The sequence below is a fragment of the Ruegeria sp. CDSB013 genome (assembly GCF_059611165.1).
In genome coordinates this window covers 24,929-49,128 of sequence record NZ_JBXWPA010000021.1, presented here as the reverse complement: position 1 = coordinate 49,128, position 24,200 = coordinate 24,929, and the positions used below count along the sequence as shown (strand labels likewise).

The following is a 24,200-nucleotide window of genomic DNA, read 5'->3' as shown; positions in this document are numbered from 1 at the left end:
CGGCTTTTGATTGGTGAGGCTGATAATATCAGGCCTCGTTTGCCCAAGGAGAGCGACCACCGCGATCACACCATGTCGTTCGACCAAATCGCAGCATCCGTCACTATGGGCTCGAAGCGGTCAGTCGGCAAGTTTTCCTGAGCGTCTGCTGCGCGGACGAAGTTGCCGTTCGACAACCCAGCTCAAAACGCTCTAGGAACTCTTTCGAAGTTTGGCAGCGCGAGCACTTGGCGGCTGTCTTCCCAGATTATTTTACCCGGAGTTCTCGTTCTTATTTCGCGAATCTCACACCCCGAAAGAGTTAGAACGGCTGCCAGTTCGCGCGCCCGTACAACAACGCTACCAGCCTCACGACGGAACAATTTGGCATCTTCCCGAAACCAAAACAGCGACCTTCTAACGTCGGGTGTGCGAACCTTTCCCTTGAGCCGAGGATAGGTTAACCCGCCACCGCCATCTGCGCTGAACCAGTAGAATGCTTCTTCATGTGCTCTCTGAATGCTCCCTTTCTGCTTAGAAAAATCAACATGGTCGCGGGCCGCAAACATACCGAGTTCTGCGTTGATATTGGGATGAGGTCTATTGCTGACAAAACGGACAAACATACTGGAAAGGTAGTTGTGATACTTCCGTAAGATCAAGCACATCTGCACGTAGCTTTGGGTTCCCTGCTGCCATTCTCTGCCGCTAGTATCTACCAACGGTAAGAGCCCAAAGCGGTCGCGCTTTCTTGATGGAACCCCTTTGCTCTAACTACCGGGCTGACATTGCTCTTTCTACAAGCTAGCTTCCAACAAGCGGGGAGAGAAACATGGAAAAGAGGCTTGCTGCGGTGCTGGCGGCTGATGTCGCCGGATACTCGGCGTTGATGGATCAGGATAGGGACGGAACACTCAAAGCGCTCAAGGCTTTCCGTGAGGATCATCTAATACCCGCTTTAGCAGCCCATGATGGGCGACTGGTCAAAAGCATGGGCGACGGATGGATTGTTGAGTTTCGCTCCGCATCAGCCGCGACAGAATGCGCGATTGCTGTTCAGATTGCTGACCGACCACAGGAAATCCAAATCCGCATCGGCATACATACCGGGGAAGTCGTTTCGGAAGGTGATGACATATTCGGTGACGGTATCAACATAGCTGCCCGTCTCGAGGCATTAGCGGAACCGGGGCAAATATTGATTTCAGACACCGCACATAACAGCCTAGACAGGAATGCCGCCGCCTCGTTCTCTGGCGGCCAGCAGGCCGAATTGAAGAACATTGCCCGCCCCGTTGGCGTGTGGCAGTGGCCTGTCGGTTCGGCGGCTACAAGTCCATCTGTCAAATCGGAGAAACCCGGTATTGCTGTGCTGCCGTTTGACAATATGTCTGGCGACACTGAACAAGAGTTTTTCGCCGATGGGATTACCGAGGACATCATAACTGAGTTGTCTCGGTTTCGTTGGCTGATGGTCGTGGCGCGAAACTCGTCTTTTACATTCAAAGGAAAGAGCACTGACATTCGCGAAGTCGGGCAGGTGCTCGGCGTGAGATATGTGCTTGAAGGGTCTGTAAGGCGCGCGGGTCAGCGTCTGCGGATAACAGGACAGTTAATTGATGCAGAGAATGGCAGCCATATTTGGGCCGATCGTTTCGATGGGATGCTGGACGATGTTTTTGACCTTCAAGATCAGGTCACACAGGAAGTTGTCACGGCAATCGAACCGTCCGTTCGCCATGCCGAGACGGTCCGCGCTCGGGCGAAACCGACAGAAAACCTCGACGCGTATGAACTTTATCTCCAGGCTCAGTCACATTTTCACCTGCTGACCGACGAAGACAACCGTGAGGCTATTCGCCTTACACGTCTGGCGTTGGAGCGCGATCCTGATTATTCGTCGGCAGCTGGATTGCTTGCGTGGCTGCATATCCAAAGGATGGTACAGGGACTTAAGCCGATTGATGAAGGGCCTAAAGCAGCCGTAACCGCAGCAGAACGTGTGTTGTTAAGTGACCGCGCGGATGGAATCGCGTTGGCTTACGCCGCACACTCAATCTCTATGCTTGCACAAGACTTGCCGCGAGCTCGCGCAGTTTTCAAACAAGCACTAGCCGAAAATCCAAATGCTGCGACCGTTCACATGCTCGCCGGCATCAATCTGAATTTTCTCGACAGACCCGAAGAAGCCCTCGAACACGCGACACACTCGATCAATCTCAGCCCGAAAGATCCGATGCGGCACGCAGCCTATGTAGGGCAAGCCTCCGCATTTTTCCAACTTGGCCGCTATGCTGAAGCTGTAGAGGCCAATCGAAACGCCTTGGCCATTAGGGCGAAATTCGTGATTACTCATCTCATGCTCATCGCATCCTTGGCTCAAAACGGAGACCTTGAGTCAGCAAGGGCTGCGGTATCTGAACTGAAGGAACTTCGTCCGGATCTCGACATTAAAGAACAAACGAAGCTCCCCATATTCAGCGTTCCCGAATGCTCGGAGCAATGGCGGGATGGATGGCTAAAAGCAGGCCTTCCAATCTGAGAAAGCAAAGTTAAGCAGGCGACCCAATCCGGCGGCTTCGTCCGCATAGCAGACCTTGGCTCCTTATTGTTGACTTCGAATGTCCGCTCCGAGCCCAAAGCTGCCGTTCCCGGTCTATTTGACTGCTGCGTTTGCATTCGTCGGGTTTGTCGACCATTGCAGACCTTCGAGGTTTAGTTGGCGAATTCACAGGACGCAAACAAAGTGTGAATTCGCCGCGCCCGCCCCAACGGCAGCAATCCGCACATTGCGTCTGCAGCGAAAAGCAGCACGGTTAGAAGTCTGCCAATCGCTGCAAGTGGTCGGCTGTTCCGAAAGTTCAATGACGACACGCAATGGTTATTCGACCAGACAGGTTAACCTTTCTTCCGCCTGCGCCGTCCTGCCAGAACACCCGATTCAAGGATGATGCTGGAGACAAGGTGTTCGCGCCGATAGGCCATAATATGCACGCCTGAGACGCCCACAATCTCGCGCAGTTGCTGGATCAGCTCGATGCATATTTTCTTGCCCTCATCCGAAGGGTTTTGCGCCACCTCCAACCGGTCGATGATGGCATCGGGGATGTGAATGCCCGGCACGTTGCTGCGCATCCACCGCGCCGCCTTGGCCGAGGCGAGAGGGCCGACCCCGGCGATGACAAACACGCGCTTGTCCATGCCGGCATCACGCACCCGCTCCATGAATGCCTCAAAGAGGGGAATGTCAAAAATATAGTTGGTCTGGATGAAATCGGCCCCGGCCTCGACCTTTTTGGTCAGGCGGTCCGCACGCCACTCATAAGGTGGGATGCACGGGTTTTCTGCCGCCCCGAGGAACAGCTGCGGTGGGCTGGACAGTTTTCGTCCCGACAGAAACACACCTTCGTCGCGCATTGTGCGCAGGGTGCGCAGCAGGTTGAGGCTATCAAAATCGAACACCGGTTTCGCGCCGGGCTGATCGCCCACGCCCACGCCATCGCCCGTCAAGCAAAGCACGTTACTGACACCCAGCGCGGCAGCCCCCAAAACATCGCCCTGAATGGCGATGCGGTTCCGGTCGCGGCAGGAAATCTGGTAAACCGGAGAATAGCCCGCGCGGGTCAGCAGAGCGCAAATGCCGATGGAGGACATATGGCAATTGGCCCCCGATGCGTCGGTGGCATTGATCGCATCCGCGACCTCTCCCAAGGGCTGGGCCGCATCAAAAACATCCGCCGCATTGGCGCTGTCGGGCGGGTTCAATTCAGCCGTCACGGCAAAGCGGCCCGAGCGCAAAACACGCTCAAGCCGACTGTGAGAGACATGACCCTCAGGCGGCTTGGCATAGGGCAGCAGGGTGTTTTCGATGGGTGAGGTATCGCTCATGTGCCGCGCCCCGAGGTCGTGGCCTTGGGTGGCTCGTCTGCCAGAGGAGCCGAGCTTGGTTCCTGCAATCGTGCCTCTGGAAAGGCGTCAGCAAGGGCCATGCGGGCCGCATCCCGTTTTTCGCGGTTCAGTGTCGCCATTTCGCGGCTTACGCGCAACCACGAGGAAGAGCCTTGCAGACTACGATCGACAGGTGGCAAAACCTCCCTGATCTTCGCGGCCCCGTCTTTCATGTGGCTGGCCCCGTCCCAGCCCAGCGCCCAAACGCACTTCATTTCAGGCTTCACCTCGCAATACCCTCCCTGCCGCACCCCGCCACAGGGGCCATTGCGCAGCTGTTTGGGGCAGTTCATCGGACAGGACATGCCGGTTGAGGACAACACGCATTGGCCGCACATTTTGCAATCGAAAAGAAGTGTCTTCACTCCCTTCTCGATAAGGGCAATCGGGCGCTCGACACGGTTGTAGCCAATTTTTGCGATAAGGGGGTCCAGCGCCACCATGACCTGCTCGACACGCTTGTAGATCCATTCAAATGTGCGTGCGTGGCGAGTGGCAAAAAGTCGGACACGGTACATAGATTAGTTCCTTGTGGAGGCTTGACCTTAGCACGGGTCGACGACTTTCTATACGTAATGTAGCGCTTACATATCACTGCCGCCCAATCCCACCCGACGTAAAGCACACTGACCCGGTAACTGACATTGGTTCCGAGTGCAGCATTCGTTACTAAGGGCTCGCTGCCGACTTTCTCTGCAGTGAGACTGAACAAGGATTTTGAGCCCAAAGCCGTCGTTGCAACGTCGCTTGGATGCCGCTCGTGCAGCCGGCCGCTAGGGCCCCTAAGCTGACATTCGATTGGTCTCGACGAGACCGCAACCAGAGTCGATTGATTGACTGCCAACAAATTGGAAGTAGGGTGGCCAAAAGTATGCAGGAGATCAGTTTGGCTTACCAAGACAGAGACGAACCGTTTGAGGATTTGGAACCAACCGAAGAAGGGGAGAGTTCCAATGTTACGGCTGCGGAGTTCGCATCACTTCTAATCTCGCCGACCGACTGGACCATCGAGACGCTGTACCGACAAATAGGCAGTCAAATTAATTTATCCCCCGAGTTTCAACGGCGTAATGTATGGTCCCCCAAGGCTAAAATTAGCTTTATCGAGTCTCTTTTTTTCGGAATTCCCATTCCACAGATTTTGCTTTCGGCCAGTGGTGGCAGCAGTAAGTCCTTTTTTGGTATTGGACGGCAAACAAAGACTGCTGACCATAAAAGAGTTCATAGATGGGAAATTTCCTAGTGGGCAAAAGTTCCGGCTAAAAAACCTACGAGTCCTGTCTGATCTTGAGGGTCAGACTTGGGAAGAAGTCGAACAAAACGACGATTGGCGATTTGAACTCCTCAACCAACTCAAAGAACAGCGGTAATACGAGGTTGGGAAGATGACAGAATACTCTACGAGATATTTCATCGCCTGAATTCAGGCTCCGTGAAGTTGTCTCCTATGGAGCTGCGGATGTCGCTGTACCCAGGGGATTTTCTGAAGTTCATCATTCAATGGACAGACCAAGTCGGTCCCTTGCATCAACTAATTTCTAAGAAAAGTCCTGACCCACGCATGAACGATGTCGAGCTAGCTGCTCGGTTTCTGGCTTTTTCTGATCCGGATCTGGTCTACGCCGGTGATCTAAAAAATTTCTCGATGAGTTATGCACTCGATACAACAGCTCGTTCGCCGATGACGAAAGCGAAGTTGAAGTAGTTAGCTCTCGTTTGTCTATAATGAACGATGCCATCGCCGCGGGAATTCAGATTTTCCCCGAAAAGAAATTTTGTCGAAAGTTCGTCGATGGTGAATATGAAAGCAGGTTCAATAGAGCGCTTTTTGATGTCCTTGTTGGAGTATTGGCAAATCAGGGGGTTCGCACGTGGGCGCTTGAAAACTCGTCGGATTTTGTTGCGGGATTCGAACAAGTCTCGGCGACCGATAACTTCAGAAGAGCTGTAGAGACTACAACCAAATCGGTTGCCTCAACGCGAACAAGATTTGATAGCTTCTATACCAAGGTTGCTGAAATGACAGGAATTCAACTGAAGCAGCCGGCGTTTGCGAATGAAATCCCCAACTGATCCTTACAAGGCGTTGAAAGCGTCTCTAAAGAATATTCAGAAGATTCTCGCGCGAGTTCCTGAAAGCAGAATGTGTATCTGCGCTGGACCACCTGAAAGTACAATCCTACGTGCTTCTAGCTCACGCAGCGTTCGAACAGTACATAGAGGAAATCGTTACACTAATTTCCCGTGAAGCGCATCAGCAGCTCAAAAAGAATGATCGAGTATGTCGGGCGATGCTCAGTCTTGTTGCGTCTGAGGCGATGCTGCAAGTTGACGACGATGTTGCTAGGCGAAAAATAAGAGCATCGGTTGCATCTAACCTTCATTGCTTTGCTTCAAGTGCGGTCTCAAATTTAACACTCGATGTTCAAGCGAACCACGGCGTCACAACGGCCGACCAACGAAAACTGCTTCTACAAATCGGAGTAGACCCCGAAGAGGTTGATCTAGCTGTATCTGCGGCGCTGCACGCTTTTGGATCAAAAAGAGGTTCTATCGCCCACAAAGTCAAAATGAAGACCTTGGAGACGAGGAGCTCTGTTTTGGCGGAAACAGAACATATTTTCATAGGTTTACTCACAATTGATAGAGCCTCTTGCTCTCAACTCCGCGAGGGAATGGATAAGTAACACGTGATACTAGTCGTTCTACAAAGACGGTTCGACACAAATGAGTGTAGCGAGTTTGCGGTAGTTGCGTGACGAAAATGGAGGCCTAGTTCATACCGCTGTACAACTGCGTCCACCGCTTACTTCGAATAACAGTGCTGGTTCGAGCGCTACACTTGCAAAGCTAGGTTTTTGCACGAAGCTGCCATTCGTGGTGATCGGTGTTCCACACGCGGCGAACGGCAGCTTGGTGGCCTACTTGCTTTAGCCAACTAATACAGGGAGGAAGTCCGATTCCGCCAATCTCGGATGTCTACGGAAGGTCTGCTGTGGGCTGACTTCTGTCCTCCTAACCAATTGTGCGGATGGCCGCAAAGTCCCGTAAGTTAGCTGTTGATCGACAACCGATCCAATTTTTACTTTGGATGGCTTTGAACGAACATAGGCTCAACTTAGTATTTTTCTTTGTTGTTAATCGATTTTCTCAGAACCGTAATTGTTCGACAAAGGTCAAATCCTACTCCCGCAACCAACGATAATTGCGAAACCGCCTCAGCCATGTCGGCTTGGGCGGTTTTTGCTTTTTTGTCAGACGCTAAGGCGAGGATGCCGGCAAGATCTCCATGCAGATCAATGTCATATCCATCTTCAGAAGGTGTCAGCAGCACTTTGTCGATCAGAGCGCGCAGCGCCTCAGCAGCTTCGCTGCGTACGCCGGGCTCATTGAGGGCGTTGGCAAGATCGCTGACTTTGGAGTGATAGAGCCTCGACATGTTGGGGTGCAGCACAGGTTGAGCCCAAAGACGACATAGATACAGATTTTGAGAGCTGCGTTCTTCGCTCAGGGCGAAAACCTGACTTTCGCAGCAATCGCAAAAACTCGCGTTGACTTTGACTGGTTTTGGGTTCCGAGTGAAATTAGAAACAGCTTACAGGACTATGGGAAGCTCAAGCGTAATGCTAGCTCCTCTTTCGACTCGGTTGATTTCGACAATTCCTCCGTGGCGCTGCGCCACTGCAGAGACGATTGATAACCCCAATCCGCTGCCCTCGGAATACTCCAACTGAGAAAACCGATTGAATGCGACTTCGCTTTGGTCTGGCGAAAGGCCAGCTCCGTCATCCGCCACGGTTAGGTTGAGGAATTTATTATCACACCGCAGCACAACTGAGATTTGGCTCAACTCTGGGCCACCGTGTTTGACTGCGTTGTCCAGCAGGTTCTTTAAAGCCTCAATCAGAAAGACCCGATCGCCGGATACTGTGACTGCCGTCTCAGGCATCGTGACATCAAACTCGATACCTTTTGCGAGGATGTGAACTCCCATCTCAGCGCAGGCCTCTTCCACGACCGAACGAAAGTCAATTTTATCCATTTGGTCTTGGTGCGTCGGCTGCCTGAGCCTCTCAAGTGACAACAGCTGTTCGGCAACTGTTGCTGAGTTTTTTGCCGCCGCAACAAGTTCTGAGATACGTTTTTCCCGGTCGTCATACGTTTTCGCATCCTGCAGCGCTTCGGCCATTGACTGCACGGCCGCCGCTGGATTCCGCAGTTGATGTGCAGCTTCGGATATAAACACTTGATGGGCGTTGATACTTTTTTCCACCTGCCCAAACAGCCGGTTCAGGGTTCTGACAACTCCTTGAACTTCGGCTGGAACAGGGCGCTTGATCTCACTGAGGTCATCCGGTGAACGCAGGTCAATTGCGTCCTGCAAATCCAACAAGGGCCTAAGGCCGCGCGCGACGCCGAACCACACCACTATGGCGAGGGTGGCCAGCAGAATTCCCATTAGAATTCCTGCGCGGATTGACAATTCATTCGCGAAAGCGTTGCGATCCGCCATACGTTGCCAGACTGTAACCGTCGCATCTCCGATTAGATTTTCTATGGTCACGCGTTCCGTCATCTTAAGAACGCGCACTGGTTCTTGGCGGTAGAGCGCTTCGAAAAATTGCGGTTTGTACGCCTCTTCAGCAGACGGGTTGGTGGCGGCCGGGGGGTAGGCATAGCCTGTCACATAGATGCCGCCGGGGCCCGTTACGTGGTAAAAAATCTCTCCGCCTGATGCGTCACGGATCATGCTGCGTGTCGTTGGTGACAGCGCATCACCTCCCGAAATCGCAACATCTCGCGATATTGCGAGACCTGCAGATAACAGGCTGTCGTCGAACAATTCCTGAGCCGTATTCTGCGCAATCATAAAGCGCCAAAGACCAAGCAGAGCGGCAATTAACACCAAGGGGGTTAGGATAAGAATGAAAAGTCTTAACCTGAGCGAGCCGTGATTGATCACTTCTGCACCTCAAGCAGATACCCCAGACCACGGGCTGTCTTTATTCTAATACCCAGATCTTGAAGACGTTTTCTCAGCCGCGACACATGAGGCTCGACGGCGGAGGCCTCGACTTCGGCACCCACGCCGTAGACGTAATCCGTTAGTTGGCTTTTGGGAACAATTCTGCCCCTGCGTTCCAGCAGACACTCAAGTACCGCGATTTCCCGCCGCGGAATATCCATAACCTCGCCCTGTACACTTACCTGACGGGCAGCGCGGTCGAATTCCAGGGCGCCGATGCTCTCTTTTGCTCCGTAGTCGAGTTCCTTGCGTCGAGAAAGCGCCCGGATACGTGCTTCCAACTCGTCCATTTCGAATGGCTTAACCAGATAGTCATCAGCGCCCATATCCAACCCCGAAACCCGGTCGCTTGTTTCGGCACGTGCCGTAAGCAAGATCACCGGTACGCCGTCACCACGATTGCGAAGAGATTTCAGGATCTCCAGTCCCGACTGTCCAGGCAAATTGATGTCCAGAACAACTAAGTCTGCGCCCTCTTGCGCAAGATACAAGTCAGCTTCATAGCCATCCAAAAGCACTTCTGCTGCATGACCTCGGTCACGTAAGCGATAGGCAATAGCTTTGGCGAGGGTCTCGTTGTCTTCGACGATGACGATCCGCATCGGGTCTCCTGCAAGTTTCGCGCAAGGTTGGCACTCCATGATTGCCAGATGGGAGGGGGAATCAACCCCACAGTTCTATTTGCGATCACGGTAGCGCCGAGGGCGTTGACGTGGTTGTCTGGTCAACAGGGAGGAACCAATGACCATTTCCAACTTCACCCGTCGCGCCGTCGTGGGGCTGATCGCCGCCGCCGGTATCGCCGCACCTGCCGCAGCCGAGGTTGATTTCTCGGGTAAGACTGTGGAATGGGTCATCCCGTTCTCGGAAACCGGCGGGTCTGCCAAATGGGCCAACTTCTTTGCGCCGCTTCTGTCCGAAGCGCTGCCGGGTCAACCGACCGTAGTGGTGAAATTCATGCCGGGCGCTGGTTCGACCAAGGGCGCGAACTGGTTCCAGGAGCAGAGCCATGACGACGGTACGCTGCTGTTTGGCACCTCCGGTTCAACTCAATTCCCATATCTGCTTAGTGATCCGCGGGTGCGCTATGAATACAATGACTGGATTCCTGTCATGGCATCAGGAACCGGTGGCGTTGCTTACCTGAACGCAGAGGATGGCGCGAAGTTTGATGGCTCGGCGAATGCTCTGAAGGACACCAACTTCATCTACGGTTCGCAGGGTGCGACGCGTCTTGACCTTGTCCCGCTGTTGGCCTGGCAAATGCTTGGCATGAATGTCGAGCCGGTCTTCGGCATCAAGGGACGCGGAGACGGTCGTCTGATGTTCGAACGTGGCGAAGCCAATATCGATTATCAGACCTCGTCCGGCTACTTGGGTGGTTCGGCCCCGTTGGTTGAATCCGGTCAGGCTGTTCCGATGATGACCTGGGGTGCTCTGGATGCAGACGGCAACATCGTTCGCGACCCGACTTTCCCGGATATCCCGACTTTCAAAGAAGTGTGCGAAGCCACCGATGGCTGTGAAACCAGCGGTGAGGCATGGGATGCGTGGAAAGCGTTCTTTGTAGCCGGGTTCCCGGTTCAGAAGCTGGCTTTCCTGCCGGGTGATACACCTCAGGAAGTGGTCGACGCATACACAGCAGCGTTCCAGGCTGTGACGGAGCGCGGCGACTTTGCCGACATCTCCTCGAAGCGCGTGGGCAAATACCCAGTGTTCGTAGGTGACGGCTCTAAAGCGGCATTGCAAACCGCGACAAACGTCGACGACAACGCAAAAGCCTACGTTCTGAACTGGCTCAAAGAAGCCTATGGTGTCGAGCTGAACTAAGCCCAAACACCACCGCGCGTGCCCCAATGTCGGGCGCGCGCTTTTCCAAACACAAGACAATTTATGAAAGGCGGCCGCTATGGAGGTTTTCGCCACAGCTGTTCCTGCGCTTAGTGACGCGTGGGGTCTGATCCTGCAACCTATCGTTCTGGGATATCTTGTTCTCGGTGTCGTCATGGGACTGGCCGTAGGTGTTTTCCCTGGGCTTGGCGGTATTGCTGGTCTGTCCCTATTGCTGCCTTTCATGTTCGGTATGGACCCGATCCTTGGATTGGCGTTGATGATCGGGATGGTCGCCGTTGTGCCGACCTCTGACACCTTCGCGTCAGTTCTTATGGGCATCCCAGGTAGCTCTGCCTCGCAGGCTACGGTGTTGGATGGTTTCCCGATGGCGAAGAAAGGCGAAGCCGCGCGGGCCTTGTCAGCGGCCTTTGCTTCATCGCTGTTTGGCGGCTTGGTCGGCGCAACTTTTCTGACCATGTTCATTTTGGTCGCGCGGCCCATCGTTCTGGCATTCGGTCTGCCCGAGATGCTGATGATCACCATTCTTGGTTTGTCGATGGTCGCCATTCTCGCCGGACGTATCCCGCTAAAAGGCGTTGCCGCTGCTGGGCTGGGCCTGATGGTTGGCACGATCGGCGAGGCGGATGCAGGCGGCTCACTTCGTATGGCCACTTATGACATTCCTTACCTGACCGACGGTCTGAAATTGGTCATCGTTGGCTTGGGTATCTTTGCGGTGCCGGAAATCGTCTCGCTGCTGCGTCAAGACCGATCCATTGCCAAGGGCGCTTTGCTAGGAGCTGGTTGGTTTGATGGGGTCAAAGACTGGGCTGCGAACATCTGGTTGTCGGTCCGCTGTTCGATCATTGGCGTGGTTGTCGGTGTCATTCCTGGTCTTGGTGGCTCCGTTGTTGACTGGATCGCTTATGGCCATTCGGTTCAATCGACCAAAGACAAAAGCAACTTCGGCAAAGGCGAAGTGCGTGGCGTCATCGGGCCGGAAAGCTCGAACAATGCCAAGGAGGGCGGGGGGCTCGTCCCAACGCTGCTGTTTGGTATCCCCGGATCGGGTTCGATGGCGATCTTTATCGGCGCCGTCGCACTGTTGGGATCCGGCGATATCGAGGTCGGTCCTAGCATGCTCAAGGATAATCTCGACATCACCTATTCAATTGTCTGGCTGCTGGCTCTCGCCAACGTGGTGGGCACCATCTTATGTATCGCGGCCTCGGGTGGGATAGCCAAGCTTACGACAATCCGTTTCACCTATCTGGCGCCGTTTCTGTTCATGCTGATCAGCTTCGCGGCATTCCAGTCCGGTCAGAACTTCGAAGACCTGCTGGCCCTGTTCGTCATCGGCCTGATTGGTATTTTCCTGCGCCGTTTCGACTGGTCGCGCCCGGCCTTTCTGATTGGGTTCGTGCTGTCGAACCCGGTTGAGAAGTTCACCAACCAGGCGTTCCAGATTGCCTCTTTCCGCTTCCGCAAGAGCTTTGGCGAAGGCATGGAGTATGTCTTCAGCCCGATCGTTATCATACTGATCGTGGTCACCGTGGTTTCGGTCATTCTGGGCATTCGTCAAGCCAAGATGATCATGGCCGAAGGTGAGGTCAAATCCGGCAGCAAGCGCGCGCCGCTGATCTTCCTGTTGGTGATCATGGCCTATCTGATCGTGGCTTTGGTCAATGCCAACATGATCCCTGACTACAACATGACCGACAAGATCATCCCGCTGGTGATCGGCAGCGTGTCGCTGTTCTGCTGCGTCATTCTGTTGATCCAGATGATGCGGCGACCCGAGGGGGATGCAATCTTTGCCGACAAGGAAATTGCCGGCGAGGATGCAAGCGCGCCACATGGACTTTGGTCAACGCTCGCGTGGTTCGCAAGTCTGATCGCGGCCACCTGGGTTGTGGGGTTCATCCTCGCCCTGATCGGGTTCCTGATCGCATTCTTCCGCATTCGCGCCGGGTCCAGCTGGCAGATGACGCTGCTCCTGACGGCCTGCGGCATCGGTTTCATGTGCTTCATGGCTGGTGCCCTGAACCGGGATTTCCCGCCGGGTCTGCTGCAAGACATGGTGAACCTGCCATGGCCACTCAAGTAGGCGCTCCACGGATGCCCGGCCTGCCAATCTGGCGGGTCGGGCAGCGCTGAAATCAGAAATTTCAAAGGTTTGTAAAGGAGGGTTCGCAATGACCCAGACAGCAATCCCATATGTCTTCATGCGCGGCGGCACTTCCCGAGGGCCTTATTTTCGACGCTCTGATCTGCCTGAAGATAGGGACAAGCTGGCTGATGTGCTGGTTGCTGCCCTCGGGGCCGGACAAGCGCTCAACATCGACGGGATCGGTGGTGGTAACGCAGTGACGACCAAAGTGGCGATGCTATCCGTCAGCGAGGACGAATGGGCGGATATCGACTATTTCTTCGCGCAGGTTTCTGTTGATGAGAAGCTGGTCGATTTTAAACCAACTTGCGGGAACATCCTCTCCGGAGTTGGTCCAGCTGCGATCGAAATGGGATTGCTTCAGCCCAACGGCGATGAGACCGAAATCCGCATTCGCGCTGTAAATACGGGTGCCCGTGTCGTTGCAAAAGTACAGACCCCGGGCGGTGAGTTGGTCTACGAGGGCGATGCGGAAATCGCGGGGGTTCCCGGTCATTCTGCACCCGTGCAACTGAGCTTTATGGGCGTTGTGGGCTCGGCGACAGGTTCATTTCTACCCACAGGAAATTTGCGCGATACAGTGCAGGGGATCGAGCTGACTTGCATGGATGTCGCTATGCCAATGGCCATAGCCCGGGCAGCGGATTTCGGACTGACAGGGTATGAAAGCGTTGAAGAGCTTAATACCAACCGGGCTTTCTTTGACCGGATGGAGGCAGTACGGATCGAAGCCGGGAAACTGATGGGTATGGGGGACGTATCGAAATCTGTAACTCCCAAATTCGGCCTGATGGCACCCGCCAGAGAGGGTGGAACCCTTGCGGTTCGGTATTTCATGCCATGGAAAACCCACCCAACAATGGCCGTTACGGGTGCGCAATGCATGGCATCTTGCGCTTTGACGCCCGGAACCGTCGCAGACGGGTTGCTTGATCGCCCGGGTTCAAGCCCGGCTGAAGTTGTGTTGGAGCACGCCTCGGGCAAGATCGACGTTCTGGTGGACTTCTCGAACGACGGGGAGTTCAACGTAATTTCTGCCGGTCTGGTGAGGACTGCGCGTAAATTGGCGGACGGGCATGTTTATGTGCCGGAATCTGAGTGGAACGGCAGTTGAAATGACAATTCTCATTAGGTATACTATGGTATACATCATGAGGATATCACGATGGACGACTATTCCGAATGCCTTGATATCGCGCGTCAGGAACTCAGGCTGGCGCAGGCGGCTCTGCGGAGGGATATCTCGGACTACCCGACTCCGATTGCCGGGTGTGACGAGCAATTCAACCATTTGCTGGATCAACGTGAACGGGTTCGCAATGCGCTTGAAGCACTCGACACACTTCATTTTGTGCCGACGCCAAGAAATCTGAGCACCGAGTAGGGTATAGAAAGTCGATGAAAGTACACATTCTGGATGACTGGTTTGACACACTGCAGGGCCTGCCCTGTTTTGAAAAGCTATCTGGCCATAAGGTGAAGGTCTGGACAGATCATGTTGAGGATACCAGCGAATTGGCTGAACGCTTGCAGGAGGCTGAGGCGCTGGTGTTGTTTCGCGAACGCACCAAGATCACCCGCGATTTGGTTGAAAAACTCCCAAACCTGAAGTTGATCAGTCAGCGCAGTGTATATCCACACGTCGATGTGCAGGCGTGCTCGGACAACGGAGTGCTGCTGTGTTCGAACATGCATGGCGGCATGCCTTCATATGCCGCAGCCGAACTGACATGGGCGCTGATCATGGCGGGGATGCGCGATTTGCCTGCGCAGATGGCCTCGGTCAAAACCGGACATTGGCAGGCCGGAGTTGGCAAGACCCTGAGGGGGAGGAAACTGGGGCTGTATGGATATGGCCGTATCGCCCGCGCTGTTGCTGACTACGCCGAGGCGTTCGGGATGAATGTGGTCTGGTGGTCCTCGGACGATGGCCGGGCACGCGCGCAGGCCGACGGCGTGCAGATTGCCACAAGCCGTGAAGCGTTCTTTGCCAACAGCGATGTTGTCTCGGTCCACGTCCGCCTGAAGCCCAACACGCAAGGTATCATCACAGCGTCAGATTTCTCGCAGATGCAACCGGGCGCGATGTTTGTGAACACCTCCCGGGCCGGGCTGATCGCTCCGGGTGCTTTGTTGGACGCGCTGAAAGCCGGTCGCCCGGGGAAGGCCGCAATTGATGTCTTCGATTCCGAGCCGCTCATTGACCCGAATGATCCGTTGCTATCGCACCCAAACCTGATTGCGACACCACATATAGGTTTTGTGACCGAGGACGAGTTCGATCTGCAATTCTCCGACATTTTCGATCAGGTGAACGCCTATGCTGAAGGCACTCCCATTCACATGATCAATCCCGAGGTTTGGACCATCGCAGGATGAGGTTGGCTGCTATGGGCGCGCCGATGATCACCAGCACAATCCTTGTCAGGTGGTGCGTTATGACAAAGCCCAGATCCGCGCCAGATACGATGGCCAAAACCGTCATCTCTGCCTGCCCGCCAGGGGCAAACGCCAAAAATGCCTCGACAGGTTGACCGAGCCCCAACGTGGTGACAACAGCAGTGAAAGCGGCGGCCAAGATGGCAAGGACGATGACATAGGCGAAGCCCGCAGCAACCACCCGGCGGAGTTCGACCCAAGTGACGCCCTCGAATTTCACACCGATCCCGCAGCCAATAAAGAATTGCGCTGCAAGTATGGCCTCGCGAGGCGGTCGGGTATGAATGAAATCACCCAGTGACAGAGCCGCTGTCAGGATCATTGGGCCGAGGATGGATGCCCCGAACAGGCCGATCCTCTCACCGCCTTTCCAGCCTATAAGGGCGGCCAGTACCATCAGCGCCAACTCATGTATTGGCAGGTCGCGCGCAGGCTCTCCGATTGGGTTGGTGAGCTGGGCATCGTAGAACACTGTCAGAAACAGTGGGGCCAGTGTCACGATGATCAGCACGCGCGTACCGTGGATCAGGGATAGCGTACGCGGGTTGGCGCCTGCTTCGGCGCCAAAGATGATCATGTCCTGCAATCCGCCTGGCATGGCAGCATAAAACGCGGTCGTGGAGTCAAAGCCCCAAATCTTGCGAAAGAATGGCACGCCTACCAGCGCGATCAGCAGGATAAAGAACGGGACCAGTGCTATAGACGCGGCCATCTTCGGCAATTCGACAAAAAGGGCAGGGGTAATCGAAGCCCCAACTGCAACGCCGAGTATGGTGCGCGCTGCAACCGATATCTGACCAAAACCTTCCATAGGGGCATGTGCTAGGGCGGCGATCAGACACGCGCTCATTGGGCCGAATAGAAAGGGCAGCGGCAGGTTCAACGCCCAAAATACTCCGGTGCCCAGAAGCGCAAGGACCAGTGTTACGGCCCGCTTTGTCAGGAAAGAGGGTGTTTTGTTTTGGGTGGGCAAGGCGCGGCCTTCGATAATATTGACTCACAACGTATCCAAATGTATACAGCTGGACGCAAGAAGACAAGTGAGCGCTCGATGACCATTCAAGACGACCCCTATCAGCCTGGCCCACAAGGCAATTCAGCGTATCAACACCTGCTGGATGAGATTCGGGATGGCACACTTCAGCCTGGCGAACGCCTACGCGAGATTGAGTTGTCAGAACGATTGGGCGTCAGTCGCACCCCTGTGCGCGAAGCTATCCGGCAGTTGGAGTCCGACGGGCTAGTAACTCATGTGCCACGGCAGGGCGCAACTGTACGCAGTCTCGATTATGCCGAAGTAATGGAGCTCTATGAGATGCGCGCGGTGCTCGAGGGAACGGCGGCACGACTAGCGGCACGTGCAGCGTCGGATGTCGAGTTGGACGAGCTGGGCGTTTTGAATGATCGCTTGGCTGAGGCTGGCACAGGCTCGGAAGCGGCTCGGATAAACCGGATTTTCCACGCCACACTTTTGGACGCAGCAAAGAACCGGTTTCTTGCCAAGTCTATGTTGTCTTTGCAAAAAGCGCTATTGATCCTTGGGCCATCGCAATTGCTGGACGGTGATCGGGCCGAGACAGCAGTGGCAGAGCATAAGCGCGTCATGGCGGCCTTGAAGGCCCGTGATGGCGCAGCGGCTGAAACAGAAATGCGCGCGCATATTCAGGCTGCACAACGGATGCGTATTCGGGCGTTGCAAGAACGCGACCGGACAACCGACAAAAATCAATAGGTAGACAGGATATGGCCACCCAAAAGGAAGCTTATGATATCGCTGTGATCGGCGGTGGGAATGCTGCCCTCTGCGCCGCGATGACTGCTGCCGAGGCAGGCGCCCGTGTTCTGATTCTCGAGACAGCGCCAAAACCCTATCGTGGTGGAAACTCGCGCCATACACGCAATTTTCGTTGTATGCATAGCGCTCCTCTGGGCCCGCTGATCGAAGAATACAGTGAAGATGAGTATCTTGAAGATCTGCTCAAGGTCACTGGCGGCAAAACCGACGAACATCTTGCTCGCCTCGCGATCCGAACCTCCGAGGAATGCCTTCCGTGGATGGAAGAACACGGCGTCAGGTTCCAACCATCCCTGTCCGGGACACTGTCACTGGCGCGGACCAACGCCTTCTTCATGGGGGGCGGGAAGTCTCTGGTGAACGCCTATTACCGAACTGCGGCGGGTCTGGGTGTCGATGTTCTGTACGAAGCTGCTGTCACGCATCTGGAGTTGAACGATGATCGGATCGAGTGGGTCGATTACACCTATGAAGGCCAATCACATCGCATCACGCCCAAAGCTGTCATCGTTGCCTCAGGTGGATTTCAGGCTGATACCGATTGGCTGACCCGTGCATGGGGTGAGCCTGCCAAGAATTTCCTGATCCGGGGCACACCCTATAACCGTGGCGTGGTTCTGTCCGATCTGCTGGAGCAAGGTGTGGACAGCGTCGGCGATCCGACCCAGTGCCACGCCGTCGCCATTGACGGGCGCGCGCCGAAGTTCGACGGCGGCATCGTTACCCGACTGGACTGCGTGCCGTTTTCAATCGTCGTGAACAAGGATGCCGAGCGGTTTTATGACGAGGGCGAAGACGTTTGGCCCAAGCGCTATGCGATCTGGGGACGTTTGGTGGCGGCGCAGCCGAGTCAAGTTGGCTACGTGATCATCGATGCCAAGTCACTGAACCTGTTTATGCCCTCGGTCTTTCCACCGCTGAAGGCGGACACCCTGGAAGAACTGGCTGGAATGATGGATCTGCCCGCCGACAAGCTAAAGGCGACCGTTGCTGAATTCAACGATGCATGCGGCGATACCAGTGGATTTCATCCAACTGAGTTGGACGGGGTCACGACCTCGGGTCTGACGCCGCCCAAGACGAACTGGGCGCGTCCGATCACCGAGCCTCCGTTTTATGGCTACTCGCTGCGCACGGGTGTGACCTTCACCTATCTGGGCCTGAAGGTCGACGACACAGCGCAATGTTCGACCGCCAACGGAAAGATCAAAAACCTTTGGGCCGCCGGCGAGACCATGGCCGGGTCGATCCTGGGGCAGGGGTATCTGGCCGGTTTCGGTATGACCATCGGAACCGTTTTTGGACGCATCGCAGGACGTGAGGCCGCTGCTTATGCAAACTGAACTTATCCAAGAAGCCCGCCGTCAGGCCGAGATTTGTAACGCTTGCCGCTATTGCGAGGGCTATTGTTCGGTCTTCCCGTCGCTGCACGCGGAACGCGCGTTCTCGGATGGAGACATCACGCAACTGGCCAACCTGTGCCACAACTGCAGAGGGTGTTACTACGCTTGTCAGTATACGGCACCGCACGAGTTTGACCTAAACCTGCCGAAAGTTCTGGCTGAAGTGCGGCGGGACAGTTGGGAGAGCTTTGCTTGGCCGCAGCCTTTGGCGCGGCGGTTCCATACGCATGGTGGCGCGATCGCGCTGGCCCTGGTCATCGGTTTTGCCCTGCTGTTCGGGGCAATTCGCGTTATCGGTTCCAGCGGAGGAGAGGGGTTCTATGCAGTCCTGTCCCACAATGTGATGGTTGCAATCTTTGCGCCGGCATTCTTGTTGCCACTCTTTAGCTTGGCTATCAGCCTGAGGCGCTATTGGGCGGAGGTCGGTGGCAAACCCATCCAAATGTCTGATCTGACAGCTGCGTTCAAACGCGCTGGCAATATGCAAGACTTGGCCGCAGGCCACGGCGAGGGTTGCAATTTCGAGGACGAAGACCGCTTCAGTCAGGCCCGACGCCACATTCACCACGCCATCATGTACGGCTTCCTGCTGTGCTTTGCGTCGACCTCGGTGGCGACGGTTATGCACTACGGGTTCGGGTTGCACGCGCCCTACGGGTTCTGGTCTCTGCCAAAACTCTTCGGCGTTTCCGGTGGTGTTTTGCTGACATTAGGTTGTGCAGCCATGGTTCTGCTCAAGCAAAAGTCGGATCGCGAGCTTGGCGACCCGTCTGCATGGGGCGGCGAAATCGGCTTCGTCCAATTGCTCGGCTTTGTCGGGCTGAGCGGGCTGGTCCTTTACGTCCTCGGTTCAACTGCTCTGATGCCCGCGCTGCTTGCCATCCACCTTGGCTCGGTTCTGACGTTCTTCCTGCTCGTACCATACACCAAGATGGCTCATGGCTTCTATCGACTTGCAGCTTTGATCAGAGACGCGCAGCGTAAGAGAGAATTGTCCTTTGGTTGCTAGCAAACATCCACCGCCAAGGGATTAAAAAGTCGCAATTCAAGCGCATTTTGACGCCCTTGCAGTCTTCGTTCCAGCACCCCGGGTTGCGGTCAACGTCTGGAATGGGTCTGTTTGCTGTGATTGACAACATCGACACGAAAGGCAGCTTTGTCCGCGAAGCAGATATTGGAGAGAGTTGCGACGAATGACCACTCTGCGGACAAAGCGGCCTTTAGTTCTCCAAACAAATCGGACATTTTTGGTTTTTGACTAGGCGGTTGTGTAGAGTGACAGGATTACTTGTCTTCTCTTCCGTAAGCACAATATCTCAATTGGCACCCTCATTGGATGCTGAGGAGGCCGCTACCAATCGAATTTCCATCATATCTTTAGGTCCAAGCGCGGCTTCCAAAATGGGCGGAAGAGTTCAATCTTGGGGCATCGGTTCATCACGACTTTAAGGCCCGCCGCTTCGGCGAGTTGCGCTGCTTTGTCGTCGTACACACCGATTTGACCCCAAAGAACTTTTGCCCCGATTGCGATAGCCTTCTCGGCAAAGGCATATAATTCTTCCTTCGGGCGGAAAACGTCTACCATATCAACATGTTTGTCGATCTCTTCCAGTGAGTGGTAGACTTTGAGCCCTCTAATTTCCGAAACATTCGGGTTAGGATTCACCGGTAGAATATCATAGCCGATTTCACTCAGCTGTCGCAGAACGCCATAGCTGAATTTCGTTTTGTCCGCGCTAGCCCCCACCATTGCAATGGTTTTAACCGACTGCAGGATGTCGGCGAGGTATTTGGGGTCGTAGTCGTAGATGTGGTCGATATCTGCTTCGGGCATCGGTTAACCTTCCTTCGGCGTCGCAATGTCAGCCTTGAGTTCGTGGGGTTTGAGAGGGTCGAGAAACGGATTGCGGTACAGCTTGTCATGGCTCTCGACCCCGATCTCAAGCGTGATGTCGGATGTCGGACGTGCCACGCAAAGGATCACATAGCCGTTCGCGATTTGCCGATTATTCAGCGCAACCTGTCGGCGTTGATCGATCGCGCCAGTCTTTAGTTTTGCCGCGCAGGTAATGCAGCCGCCATACTTGCACCCAAAAGGCAAGTCGACGCCCTGTTCTCTCAGCGTTTCAAGAAGTGGACGCCGCGCATCCACACAGTATTGCGCGCCATCTCTGTTCGCGATCGTCACGGTATACATAGTCATAGCCAGATGTCGCTTGTGCAATCACCGCCCGGATACCGGCTCTCGTGACAGCGCGATGGACCATTCGGTTCTTTGCCAAAGTCCACAATGAAATCCTCGTTGATCTTCATACCACCGTTTTCAGGGTCGCAATCGATCATCACCATAACCCCGCCCTTTTCGCGGATCTCGGGATAGAACTGGTTATCCCAAGTCGAGAACAGCGAGGTCGTGACATAAAGCCTTCGCCCGTCGAGAGAGAGTTGGAACATTTGCGGACCACCCGCGACCTCGACCCCGTTAACGATCGGAGCTTTACCCAAAAGGCCCCCCATAAACACTTGGCCGGTCAGCTTGGGATTATGCGGGTCGGTGATGTCATACTGGCGCATATCTCCATGCAGCCAATTGTTCAGGTACAAGTATTTGTCGTCCATCGAAATCAGGATCGCCGACATAACCCCCGGCAACGGGATCGGCCATTCGGGGTGCATCTCGTTTCCCACGTCGATGATCTTTTCCCACTGCCACTTTTTTGCATCGTCTTGCCACCAATGGATCACATTGGTCGAAAGAGCTGCGCCACAGAACCCATGCGTGCTGTCGGGGTCATGGTGGAACTTGACTTCCAGTGGCAACAGCCCGTCTTCACCCAGATAGAAGCTTTCGACCGGTTCGCGCTTTTCGAAATCCCAAAAATGCAGCTCGCGCCCATATTTCAGATGGCCCACTTCTTCCAGATCGAAGCCCGGCATGAAGGTATTGGGCGCAGCCCATTCGGAACTGACCATCACGTTGTGGCGTGGTTGGTACCAGAAGTCATAGCCGAATTTGATCTCGCCCATCGAGGTTTCCCAGCGACCGACGATGTTGAACTCTTTATCGAGATGCAGATAGCCTCCAGGAGCTTCACCCTTGGCATTTCCAAGGAAGGAAATGATGATTTCCGAGCCCAAACAATGCACCGTATGCGGGCCCGATAAATCTGTCTTGGCCTTGATTTCGGCCCCGTCGATGACCTTATGCAACCGCGGCGCACGCGGGTCAGTGGCTGTATCAACGATATGAAGGTTGTTAGAGCGTACGCCCGGCAGGATCAGGTATTTGCGGGACATCGAGCCGTCGTCGTGACAGGACGAACAGGCGTTCCACCCCATGTGGTGAAGCTCGTCCCCAATCCCCGGCATTTCCAGCCTATGGATTACCTGAGAATAGGTCGAGCTGTCAGGGTCGACATCCACTGTAGCAAGGTAATCAGGTTTCTGAATCCCTGTCCCGGTGTAGATGGCGATCGTGTAGAGTAGCTTTTCTCGGGGGGCTTTGATGGCTTCTTGCGGACTCTTGAAGCCCGGTCCACAGCATTGTCCATCCATCGTATGCTCCTCCCTTGATTCCCTAAATTGTATCGTATATCGAAAACTTAGTTATCATAAAGTGAGAAAAATGCATCTCGAACGATTAGCGCTGATTTTGGAAATCGTGGGTCAAAAAGGACGTGCGTCCGTAGCGGATATCTGTGCCCAGTCCGATATACCTAAACCGACGGCCTACAGGCTGGTTCAAGACCTTGTTTTGTCCGGCCTACTTGAATCACCAACCCGCGGTGAGTTCGCGATTGGGATTAGGCTAAAGCGTATCACGTTGAGCGATCACTCTGATCCCGCTCTTTTGCAGGTGATTGCGCCTGTCCTCTCTGGCGCCGCTAATGACTATGGCGCTGCGTTTTTCTTGTCTCGGCTACGGGGCCATTGGGTTGAGATTATTCATGTGGAGACACCGCAGACGGGCGTGTCTTTTCTTCATCCAGGTATGGGCAAACGACCAATGCACGCTTGCTCTTGCGCCAAGGCAATCGCCGCCGTGTCGCCTGAGCTGCTGTCTCAAGACCGATTGGATGGGCAGCTTAAGCGGTACACAGATCGGACGATTACAGACCCTAAGGATCTGGCCGCGGAACTCGATGTCATTCGAGCCAAAGGGTATGCCGTATGTGTTGAAGAGCTCGAGCACGGGATCAGTTCTGTCGCAACAACGCTGACCAAGACAGGTGTTGGTGCGACGCTTTCAATCGGCGCTACGGCGTCTCTTCGGGTGTTTACACCTTCGAAGCGAGAAAAGATTGGCCATACACTTACCACAATGTCACACGAACTTGCACGCGCGCTAGGATGGGGTGAAGCAGATAAAGAAAGGATACCCGCTTAGGTTCGTGGGTATCGCAGTGCTGTAGGTTAACGCTATCCAGCAGGACAGGTGTGTTTTGCGACCTTCGCCGCTTTTAGGTCAATGAGGGAGACAAATATGGACGATGCAATGTTTGGTGGGTTCTTCGTGATCAACGTAAAACCTGAGTATCGGCAGCCATTTTTGGACGCCAGCATCTTCCAAGCGCAAAATGTTGTCAGTGAAGAACCCGATGTTTTCCAGTTTCATATTATGGTGGATGAGACAAACCCAAATCGTTTCTATTTCTACGAAGTGTTCAGAAACGAAGCCGCGGTCCAAGATCATTGGGAATCTGAAACCTTCAATAACTGGTTGAACACTGTCCGAAAGATGCTGGATGGTGAGATCGAACTTGTTGCCAGGATGCGCTCGCTTTTTCCGACGCCAAAAGGTTTCGAGGCGCAAAAAGCAAGCCTGCTACTATGGTAAAATTGACCGACGTTTGAGATTTTCGTCCGTGCGAGAACATTACGGGTTTCGGTGCTGGTCCGCTTTGGACTCGATGCGATCATGCGATGATATTTCAAGAGCGTCTTCGATGCGCTCGAAGCTGATACCCGACAGATTTGACTGAACAGCTGCCAGCCTATTTTAGAGAAAAAGGGAATTTCGTATGAACGGATGGATCTATTTTGGGTTTGCGTTGCTGGTTTCAGCGTGCAGCCCACCTACACAGGCTCCATTGGTCACTGACGCGAACGGTCAGACTGCCATCCAAATCAACACAAGCGGGCTGACATGCTACGGGTCGACCTGTCTGGAGATCACAAGAGGCAGCGTTCGCGCGATCGGACACAAGAGAGCGCGGATCCCAAAAGGTATCGATGTCAGCAGCGGAACTGTCACCCCAGACGAGTTCAAGCGGATGCGCCAATCAGCGATGATGGCGGGGGGACCCGGTTCTGGCAATAGGTAAAGGAAGGAGAGGTCGCGATATGTTCAACGATGACGTCCAGGCACGATGCCCGGAATGCGGATCGCTGGATGCGGTGGTTACGGGTGAGAAGGCTGCCTGCAATGCATGTGGGTACGAGGAGCCTTCTCTGTTCGATGAGGCGGTGCGCGACGGAGCGCATGAGGTTGTGGCCAACGCGCAGAAAATGGCACGGGCGAGAGACGTTCTGCAGCGAGGGGATTTTGCAGGGTAAATGGGTGGCTGAGGGGGCCAGAAATCCAGAAGAGTGAAAACGCGCTGTGCG

At 54.6% G+C, this 24,200-nt stretch carries 26 protein-coding genes; 16 read left to right on the top strand and 10 right to left on the bottom strand.

Translation table 11 applies throughout. The features are described from left to right. Positions 1-182 precede the first annotated feature (182 nt). Complete coding sequence (locus AC2FJF_RS23210) at positions 183-701, bottom strand: hypothetical protein (RefSeq protein ID WP_496727386.1); 519 nt, start codon at positions 699-701, stop codon at positions 183-185. Positions 702-811: 110 nt separating this feature from the next. On the opposite strand from AC2FJF_RS23210, the gene AC2FJF_RS23205 reads away from it, so the two are divergent. Continuing rightward, on the top strand, positions 812-2,521 hold the full coding sequence (locus tag AC2FJF_RS23205) for an adenylate/guanylate cyclase domain-containing protein (RefSeq protein WP_496727385.1): 1,710 nt from the start codon (positions 812-814) through the stop codon (positions 2,519-2,521). Positions 2,522-2,877: 356 nt separating this feature from the next. Here the strand turns inward: AC2FJF_RS23205 and AC2FJF_RS23200 are convergent, their stop codons facing one another. Both AC2FJF_RS23200 and AC2FJF_RS23195 read right to left on the bottom strand, forming a co-directional pair. Beyond that, the gene (locus tag AC2FJF_RS23200; protein WP_496727384.1) at positions 2,878-3,867 is read right to left on the bottom strand and encodes a methylenetetrahydrofolate reductase; all 990 of its coding nucleotides are present in this window, start codon (positions 3,865-3,867) and stop codon (positions 2,878-2,880) included. Beyond that, positions 3,864-4,445, bottom strand: coding sequence for a methylenetetrahydrofolate reductase C-terminal domain-containing protein (locus tag AC2FJF_RS23195; RefSeq protein WP_496727383.1), 582 nt, complete (start codon positions 4,443-4,445; stop codon positions 3,864-3,866). Before AC2FJF_RS23195 ends, AC2FJF_RS23200 begins: the two co-directional genes overlap by 4 nt. 353 nt (positions 4,446-4,798) lie before the next feature. Here AC2FJF_RS23195 and AC2FJF_RS23190 point away from each other — a divergent pair, with 353 nt between their 5' ends. From AC2FJF_RS23190 to AC2FJF_RS23175, 4 genes are all read left to right on the top strand, one after another. Continuing rightward, a complete protein-coding gene (locus AC2FJF_RS23190; protein WP_496727382.1) occupies positions 4,799-5,170 on the top strand; it encodes a DUF262 domain-containing protein in 372 nt (123 codons plus the stop codon). 216 nt (positions 5,171-5,386) lie between these two features. Next, entirely contained in the window at positions 5,387-5,632 is a 246-nt protein-coding gene (locus AC2FJF_RS23185) for a hypothetical protein (RefSeq protein WP_496727381.1), read from the top strand. A 20-nt stretch (positions 5,633-5,652) separates the two neighbouring features. Next, positions 5,653-6,000 carry a hypothetical protein gene (locus tag AC2FJF_RS23180; protein WP_496727380.1) on the top strand — a complete coding sequence of 116 codons (348 nt, stop codon included), beginning with the start codon at positions 5,653-5,655 and terminating at the stop codon, positions 5,998-6,000. A gap of 110 nt (positions 6,001-6,110) precedes the next feature. Continuing rightward, the gene (locus AC2FJF_RS23175) at positions 6,111-6,614 is read left to right on the top strand and encodes a HEPN domain-containing protein (RefSeq protein ID WP_496727379.1); all 504 of its coding nucleotides are present in this window, start codon (positions 6,111-6,113) and stop codon (positions 6,612-6,614) included. 431 nt (positions 6,615-7,045) lie between these two features. On the opposite strand, the gene AC2FJF_RS23170 is transcribed toward AC2FJF_RS23175, so the two are convergent. The 3 genes from AC2FJF_RS23170 to AC2FJF_RS23160 form a co-directional block, all read right to left on the bottom strand. Continuing rightward, positions 7,046-7,366, bottom strand: coding sequence for a hypothetical protein (locus tag AC2FJF_RS23170; protein ID WP_496727378.1), 321 nt, complete (start codon positions 7,364-7,366; stop codon positions 7,046-7,048). A 156-nt stretch (positions 7,367-7,522) separates the two neighbouring features. Then, positions 7,523-8,833 (bottom strand): sensor histidine kinase, encoded by a 1,311-nt coding sequence (locus AC2FJF_RS23165; protein ID WP_496727388.1) that lies wholly within the window; start codon positions 8,831-8,833, stop codon positions 7,523-7,525. Positions 8,834-8,886: 53 nt separating this feature from the next. Continuing rightward, positions 8,887-9,555, bottom strand: coding sequence for a response regulator transcription factor (locus AC2FJF_RS23160; RefSeq protein ID WP_496727377.1), 669 nt, complete (start codon positions 9,553-9,555; stop codon positions 8,887-8,889). Between the two features lie 139 nt (positions 9,556-9,694). On the opposite strand from AC2FJF_RS23160, the gene AC2FJF_RS23155 reads away from it, so the two are divergent. From AC2FJF_RS23155 to AC2FJF_RS23135, 5 genes are all read left to right on the top strand, one after another. Beyond that, complete coding sequence (locus tag AC2FJF_RS23155; protein WP_496727376.1) at positions 9,695-10,783, top strand: tricarboxylate transporter; 1,089 nt, start codon at positions 9,695-9,697, stop codon at positions 10,781-10,783. Positions 10,784-10,862: 79 nt separating this feature from the next. Then, the gene (locus tag AC2FJF_RS23150; RefSeq protein ID WP_496727375.1) at positions 10,863-12,893 is read left to right on the top strand and encodes a tripartite tricarboxylate transporter permease; all 2,031 of its coding nucleotides are present in this window, start codon (positions 10,863-10,865) and stop codon (positions 12,891-12,893) included. Between the two features lie 88 nt (positions 12,894-12,981). Further along, on the top strand, positions 12,982-14,070 hold the full coding sequence (locus tag AC2FJF_RS23145) for a 4-oxalomesaconate tautomerase (RefSeq protein ID WP_496727374.1): 1,089 nt from the start codon (positions 12,982-12,984) through the stop codon (positions 14,068-14,070). A gap of 51 nt (positions 14,071-14,121) precedes the next feature. Continuing rightward, positions 14,122-14,340 (top strand): hypothetical protein, encoded by a 219-nt coding sequence (locus tag AC2FJF_RS23140; protein WP_496727373.1) that lies wholly within the window; start codon positions 14,122-14,124, stop codon positions 14,338-14,340. Between the two features lie 14 nt (positions 14,341-14,354). Next, positions 14,355-15,335 carry a D-2-hydroxyacid dehydrogenase family protein gene (locus AC2FJF_RS23135; RefSeq protein WP_496727372.1) on the top strand — a complete coding sequence of 327 codons (981 nt, stop codon included), beginning with the start codon at positions 14,355-14,357 and terminating at the stop codon, positions 15,333-15,335. Here AC2FJF_RS23135 and AC2FJF_RS23130 read toward each other — a convergent pair. After that, positions 15,304-16,368 carry an AbrB family transcriptional regulator gene (locus tag AC2FJF_RS23130; protein WP_496727371.1) on the bottom strand — a complete coding sequence of 355 codons (1,065 nt, stop codon included), beginning with the start codon at positions 16,366-16,368 and terminating at the stop codon, positions 15,304-15,306. The two genes, AC2FJF_RS23135 and AC2FJF_RS23130, sit on opposite strands and share 32 nt — an antisense overlap. A gap of 78 nt (positions 16,369-16,446) precedes the next feature. Between AC2FJF_RS23130 and AC2FJF_RS23125 the strand changes: the two genes are divergently transcribed. From AC2FJF_RS23125 to tcuB, 3 genes are read left to right on the top strand one after another with little or no spacing between them, the layout of a single operon-like run. Continuing rightward, positions 16,447-17,127: a GntR family transcriptional regulator gene (locus tag AC2FJF_RS23125; RefSeq protein ID WP_496727370.1), complete on the top strand. Its 681-nt coding sequence runs from the start codon at positions 16,447-16,449 to the stop codon at positions 17,125-17,127. Positions 17,128-17,138: 11 nt separating this feature from the next. Then, positions 17,139-18,533: an FAD-dependent tricarballylate dehydrogenase TcuA gene (gene tcuA / locus AC2FJF_RS23120; RefSeq protein ID WP_496727369.1), complete on the top strand. Its 1,395-nt coding sequence runs from the start codon at positions 17,139-17,141 to the stop codon at positions 18,531-18,533. After that, on the top strand, positions 18,523-19,602 hold the full coding sequence (gene tcuB, locus AC2FJF_RS23115; protein WP_496727368.1) for a tricarballylate utilization 4Fe-4S protein TcuB: 1,080 nt from the start codon (positions 18,523-18,525) through the stop codon (positions 19,600-19,602). The genes tcuA and tcuB overlap by 11 nt, the downstream gene beginning before the upstream one ends. Positions 19,603-19,962: 360 nt before the next feature. Here the strand turns inward: tcuB and AC2FJF_RS23110 are convergent, their stop codons facing one another. Genes AC2FJF_RS23110 through AC2FJF_RS23100 form a run of 3 tightly spaced genes read right to left on the bottom strand, consistent with a single transcriptional unit; the run spans position 19,963 to position 22,148 of the window. Continuing rightward, positions 19,963-20,427 carry a CoA-binding protein gene (locus tag AC2FJF_RS23110; protein WP_496727367.1) on the bottom strand — a complete coding sequence of 155 codons (465 nt, stop codon included), beginning with the start codon at positions 20,425-20,427 and terminating at the stop codon, positions 19,963-19,965. A gap of 3 nt (positions 20,428-20,430) precedes the next feature. Continuing rightward, positions 20,431-20,796 carry a 2Fe-2S iron-sulfur cluster-binding protein gene (locus AC2FJF_RS23105; protein ID WP_170377340.1) on the bottom strand — a complete coding sequence of 122 codons (366 nt, stop codon included), beginning with the start codon at positions 20,794-20,796 and terminating at the stop codon, positions 20,431-20,433. Further along, a complete protein-coding gene (locus AC2FJF_RS23100; RefSeq protein WP_496727366.1) occupies positions 20,793-22,148 on the bottom strand; it encodes a selenium-binding family protein in 1,356 nt (451 codons plus the stop codon). Before AC2FJF_RS23100 ends, AC2FJF_RS23105 begins: the two co-directional genes overlap by 4 nt. A 70-nt stretch (positions 22,149-22,218) precedes the next feature. Between AC2FJF_RS23100 and AC2FJF_RS23095 the strand changes: the two genes are divergently transcribed. From AC2FJF_RS23095 to AC2FJF_RS23085, 3 genes are all read left to right on the top strand, one after another. Continuing rightward, positions 22,219-22,980 (top strand): IclR family transcriptional regulator, encoded by a 762-nt coding sequence (locus tag AC2FJF_RS23095; RefSeq protein ID WP_496727365.1) that lies wholly within the window; start codon positions 22,219-22,221, stop codon positions 22,978-22,980. Positions 22,981-23,076: 96 nt separating this feature from the next. After that, positions 23,077-23,430 (top strand): putative quinol monooxygenase, encoded by a 354-nt coding sequence (locus tag AC2FJF_RS23090; RefSeq protein WP_058284100.1) that lies wholly within the window; start codon positions 23,077-23,079, stop codon positions 23,428-23,430. Positions 23,431-23,936: 506 nt separating this feature from the next. Then, positions 23,937-24,149, top strand: coding sequence for a hypothetical protein (locus AC2FJF_RS23085; RefSeq protein WP_496727364.1), 213 nt, complete (start codon positions 23,937-23,939; stop codon positions 24,147-24,149). Positions 24,150-24,200: the final 51 nt, after the last annotated feature.

Excerpts from the sequence above, each read along its gene's own strand:
- AC2FJF_RS23195 (WP_496727383.1), bottom strand. The coding sequence starts at position 4,445 with ATGTACCGTGTCCGACTTTTTGCCACTCGCCACGCACGCACATTTGAA.
- AC2FJF_RS23180 (WP_496727380.1), top strand. The coding sequence starts at position 5,653 with ATGAACGATGCCATCGCCGCGGGAATTCAGATTTTCCCCGAAAAGAAA.
- AC2FJF_RS23090 (WP_058284100.1), top strand. The coding sequence starts at position 23,077 with ATGGACGATGCAATGTTTGGTGGGTTCTTCGTGATCAACGTAAAACCT.
- AC2FJF_RS23135 (WP_496727372.1), top strand. The coding sequence starts at position 14,355 with ATGAAAGTACACATTCTGGATGACTGGTTTGACACACTGCAGGGCCTG.
- AC2FJF_RS23160 (WP_496727377.1), bottom strand. The coding sequence starts at position 9,555 with ATGCGGATCGTCATCGTCGAAGACAACGAGACCCTCGCCAAAGCTATT.
- AC2FJF_RS23200 (WP_496727384.1), bottom strand. The coding sequence starts at position 3,867 with ATGAGCGATACCTCACCCATCGAAAACACCCTGCTGCCCTATGCCAAG.
- AC2FJF_RS23105 (WP_170377340.1), bottom strand. The coding sequence starts at position 20,796 with ATGACTATGTATACCGTGACGATCGCGAACAGAGATGGCGCGCAATAC.
- AC2FJF_RS23100 (WP_496727366.1), bottom strand. The coding sequence starts at position 22,148 with ATGGATGGACAATGCTGTGGACCGGGCTTCAAGAGTCCGCAAGAAGCC.
- AC2FJF_RS23125 (WP_496727370.1), top strand. The coding sequence starts at position 16,447 with ATGACCATTCAAGACGACCCCTATCAGCCTGGCCCACAAGGCAATTCA.
- AC2FJF_RS23085 (WP_496727364.1), top strand. The coding sequence starts at position 23,937 with ATGTTCAACGATGACGTCCAGGCACGATGCCCGGAATGCGGATCGCTG.
- AC2FJF_RS23170 (WP_496727378.1), bottom strand. The coding sequence starts at position 7,366 with ATGTCGAGGCTCTATCACTCCAAAGTCAGCGATCTTGCCAACGCCCTC.
- AC2FJF_RS23205 (WP_496727385.1), top strand. The coding sequence starts at position 812 with ATGGAAAAGAGGCTTGCTGCGGTGCTGGCGGCTGATGTCGCCGGATAC.
- AC2FJF_RS23145 (WP_496727374.1), top strand. The coding sequence starts at position 12,982 with ATGACCCAGACAGCAATCCCATATGTCTTCATGCGCGGCGGCACTTCC.
- tcuB (WP_496727368.1), top strand. The coding sequence starts at position 18,523 with ATGCAAACTGAACTTATCCAAGAAGCCCGCCGTCAGGCCGAGATTTGT.
- AC2FJF_RS23110 (WP_496727367.1), bottom strand. The coding sequence starts at position 20,427 with ATGCCCGAAGCAGATATCGACCACATCTACGACTACGACCCCAAATAC.
- AC2FJF_RS23150 (WP_496727375.1), top strand. The coding sequence starts at position 10,863 with ATGGAGGTTTTCGCCACAGCTGTTCCTGCGCTTAGTGACGCGTGGGGT.
- AC2FJF_RS23190 (WP_496727382.1), top strand. The coding sequence starts at position 4,799 with ATGCAGGAGATCAGTTTGGCTTACCAAGACAGAGACGAACCGTTTGAG.
- AC2FJF_RS23155 (WP_496727376.1), top strand. The coding sequence starts at position 9,695 with ATGACCATTTCCAACTTCACCCGTCGCGCCGTCGTGGGGCTGATCGCC.
- AC2FJF_RS23140 (WP_496727373.1), top strand. The coding sequence starts at position 14,122 with ATGGACGACTATTCCGAATGCCTTGATATCGCGCGTCAGGAACTCAGG.
- AC2FJF_RS23095 (WP_496727365.1), top strand. The coding sequence starts at position 22,219 with ATGCATCTCGAACGATTAGCGCTGATTTTGGAAATCGTGGGTCAAAAA.
- AC2FJF_RS23185 (WP_496727381.1), top strand. The coding sequence starts at position 5,387 with ATGTCGCTGTACCCAGGGGATTTTCTGAAGTTCATCATTCAATGGACA.
- tcuA (WP_496727369.1), top strand. The coding sequence starts at position 17,139 with ATGGCCACCCAAAAGGAAGCTTATGATATCGCTGTGATCGGCGGTGGG.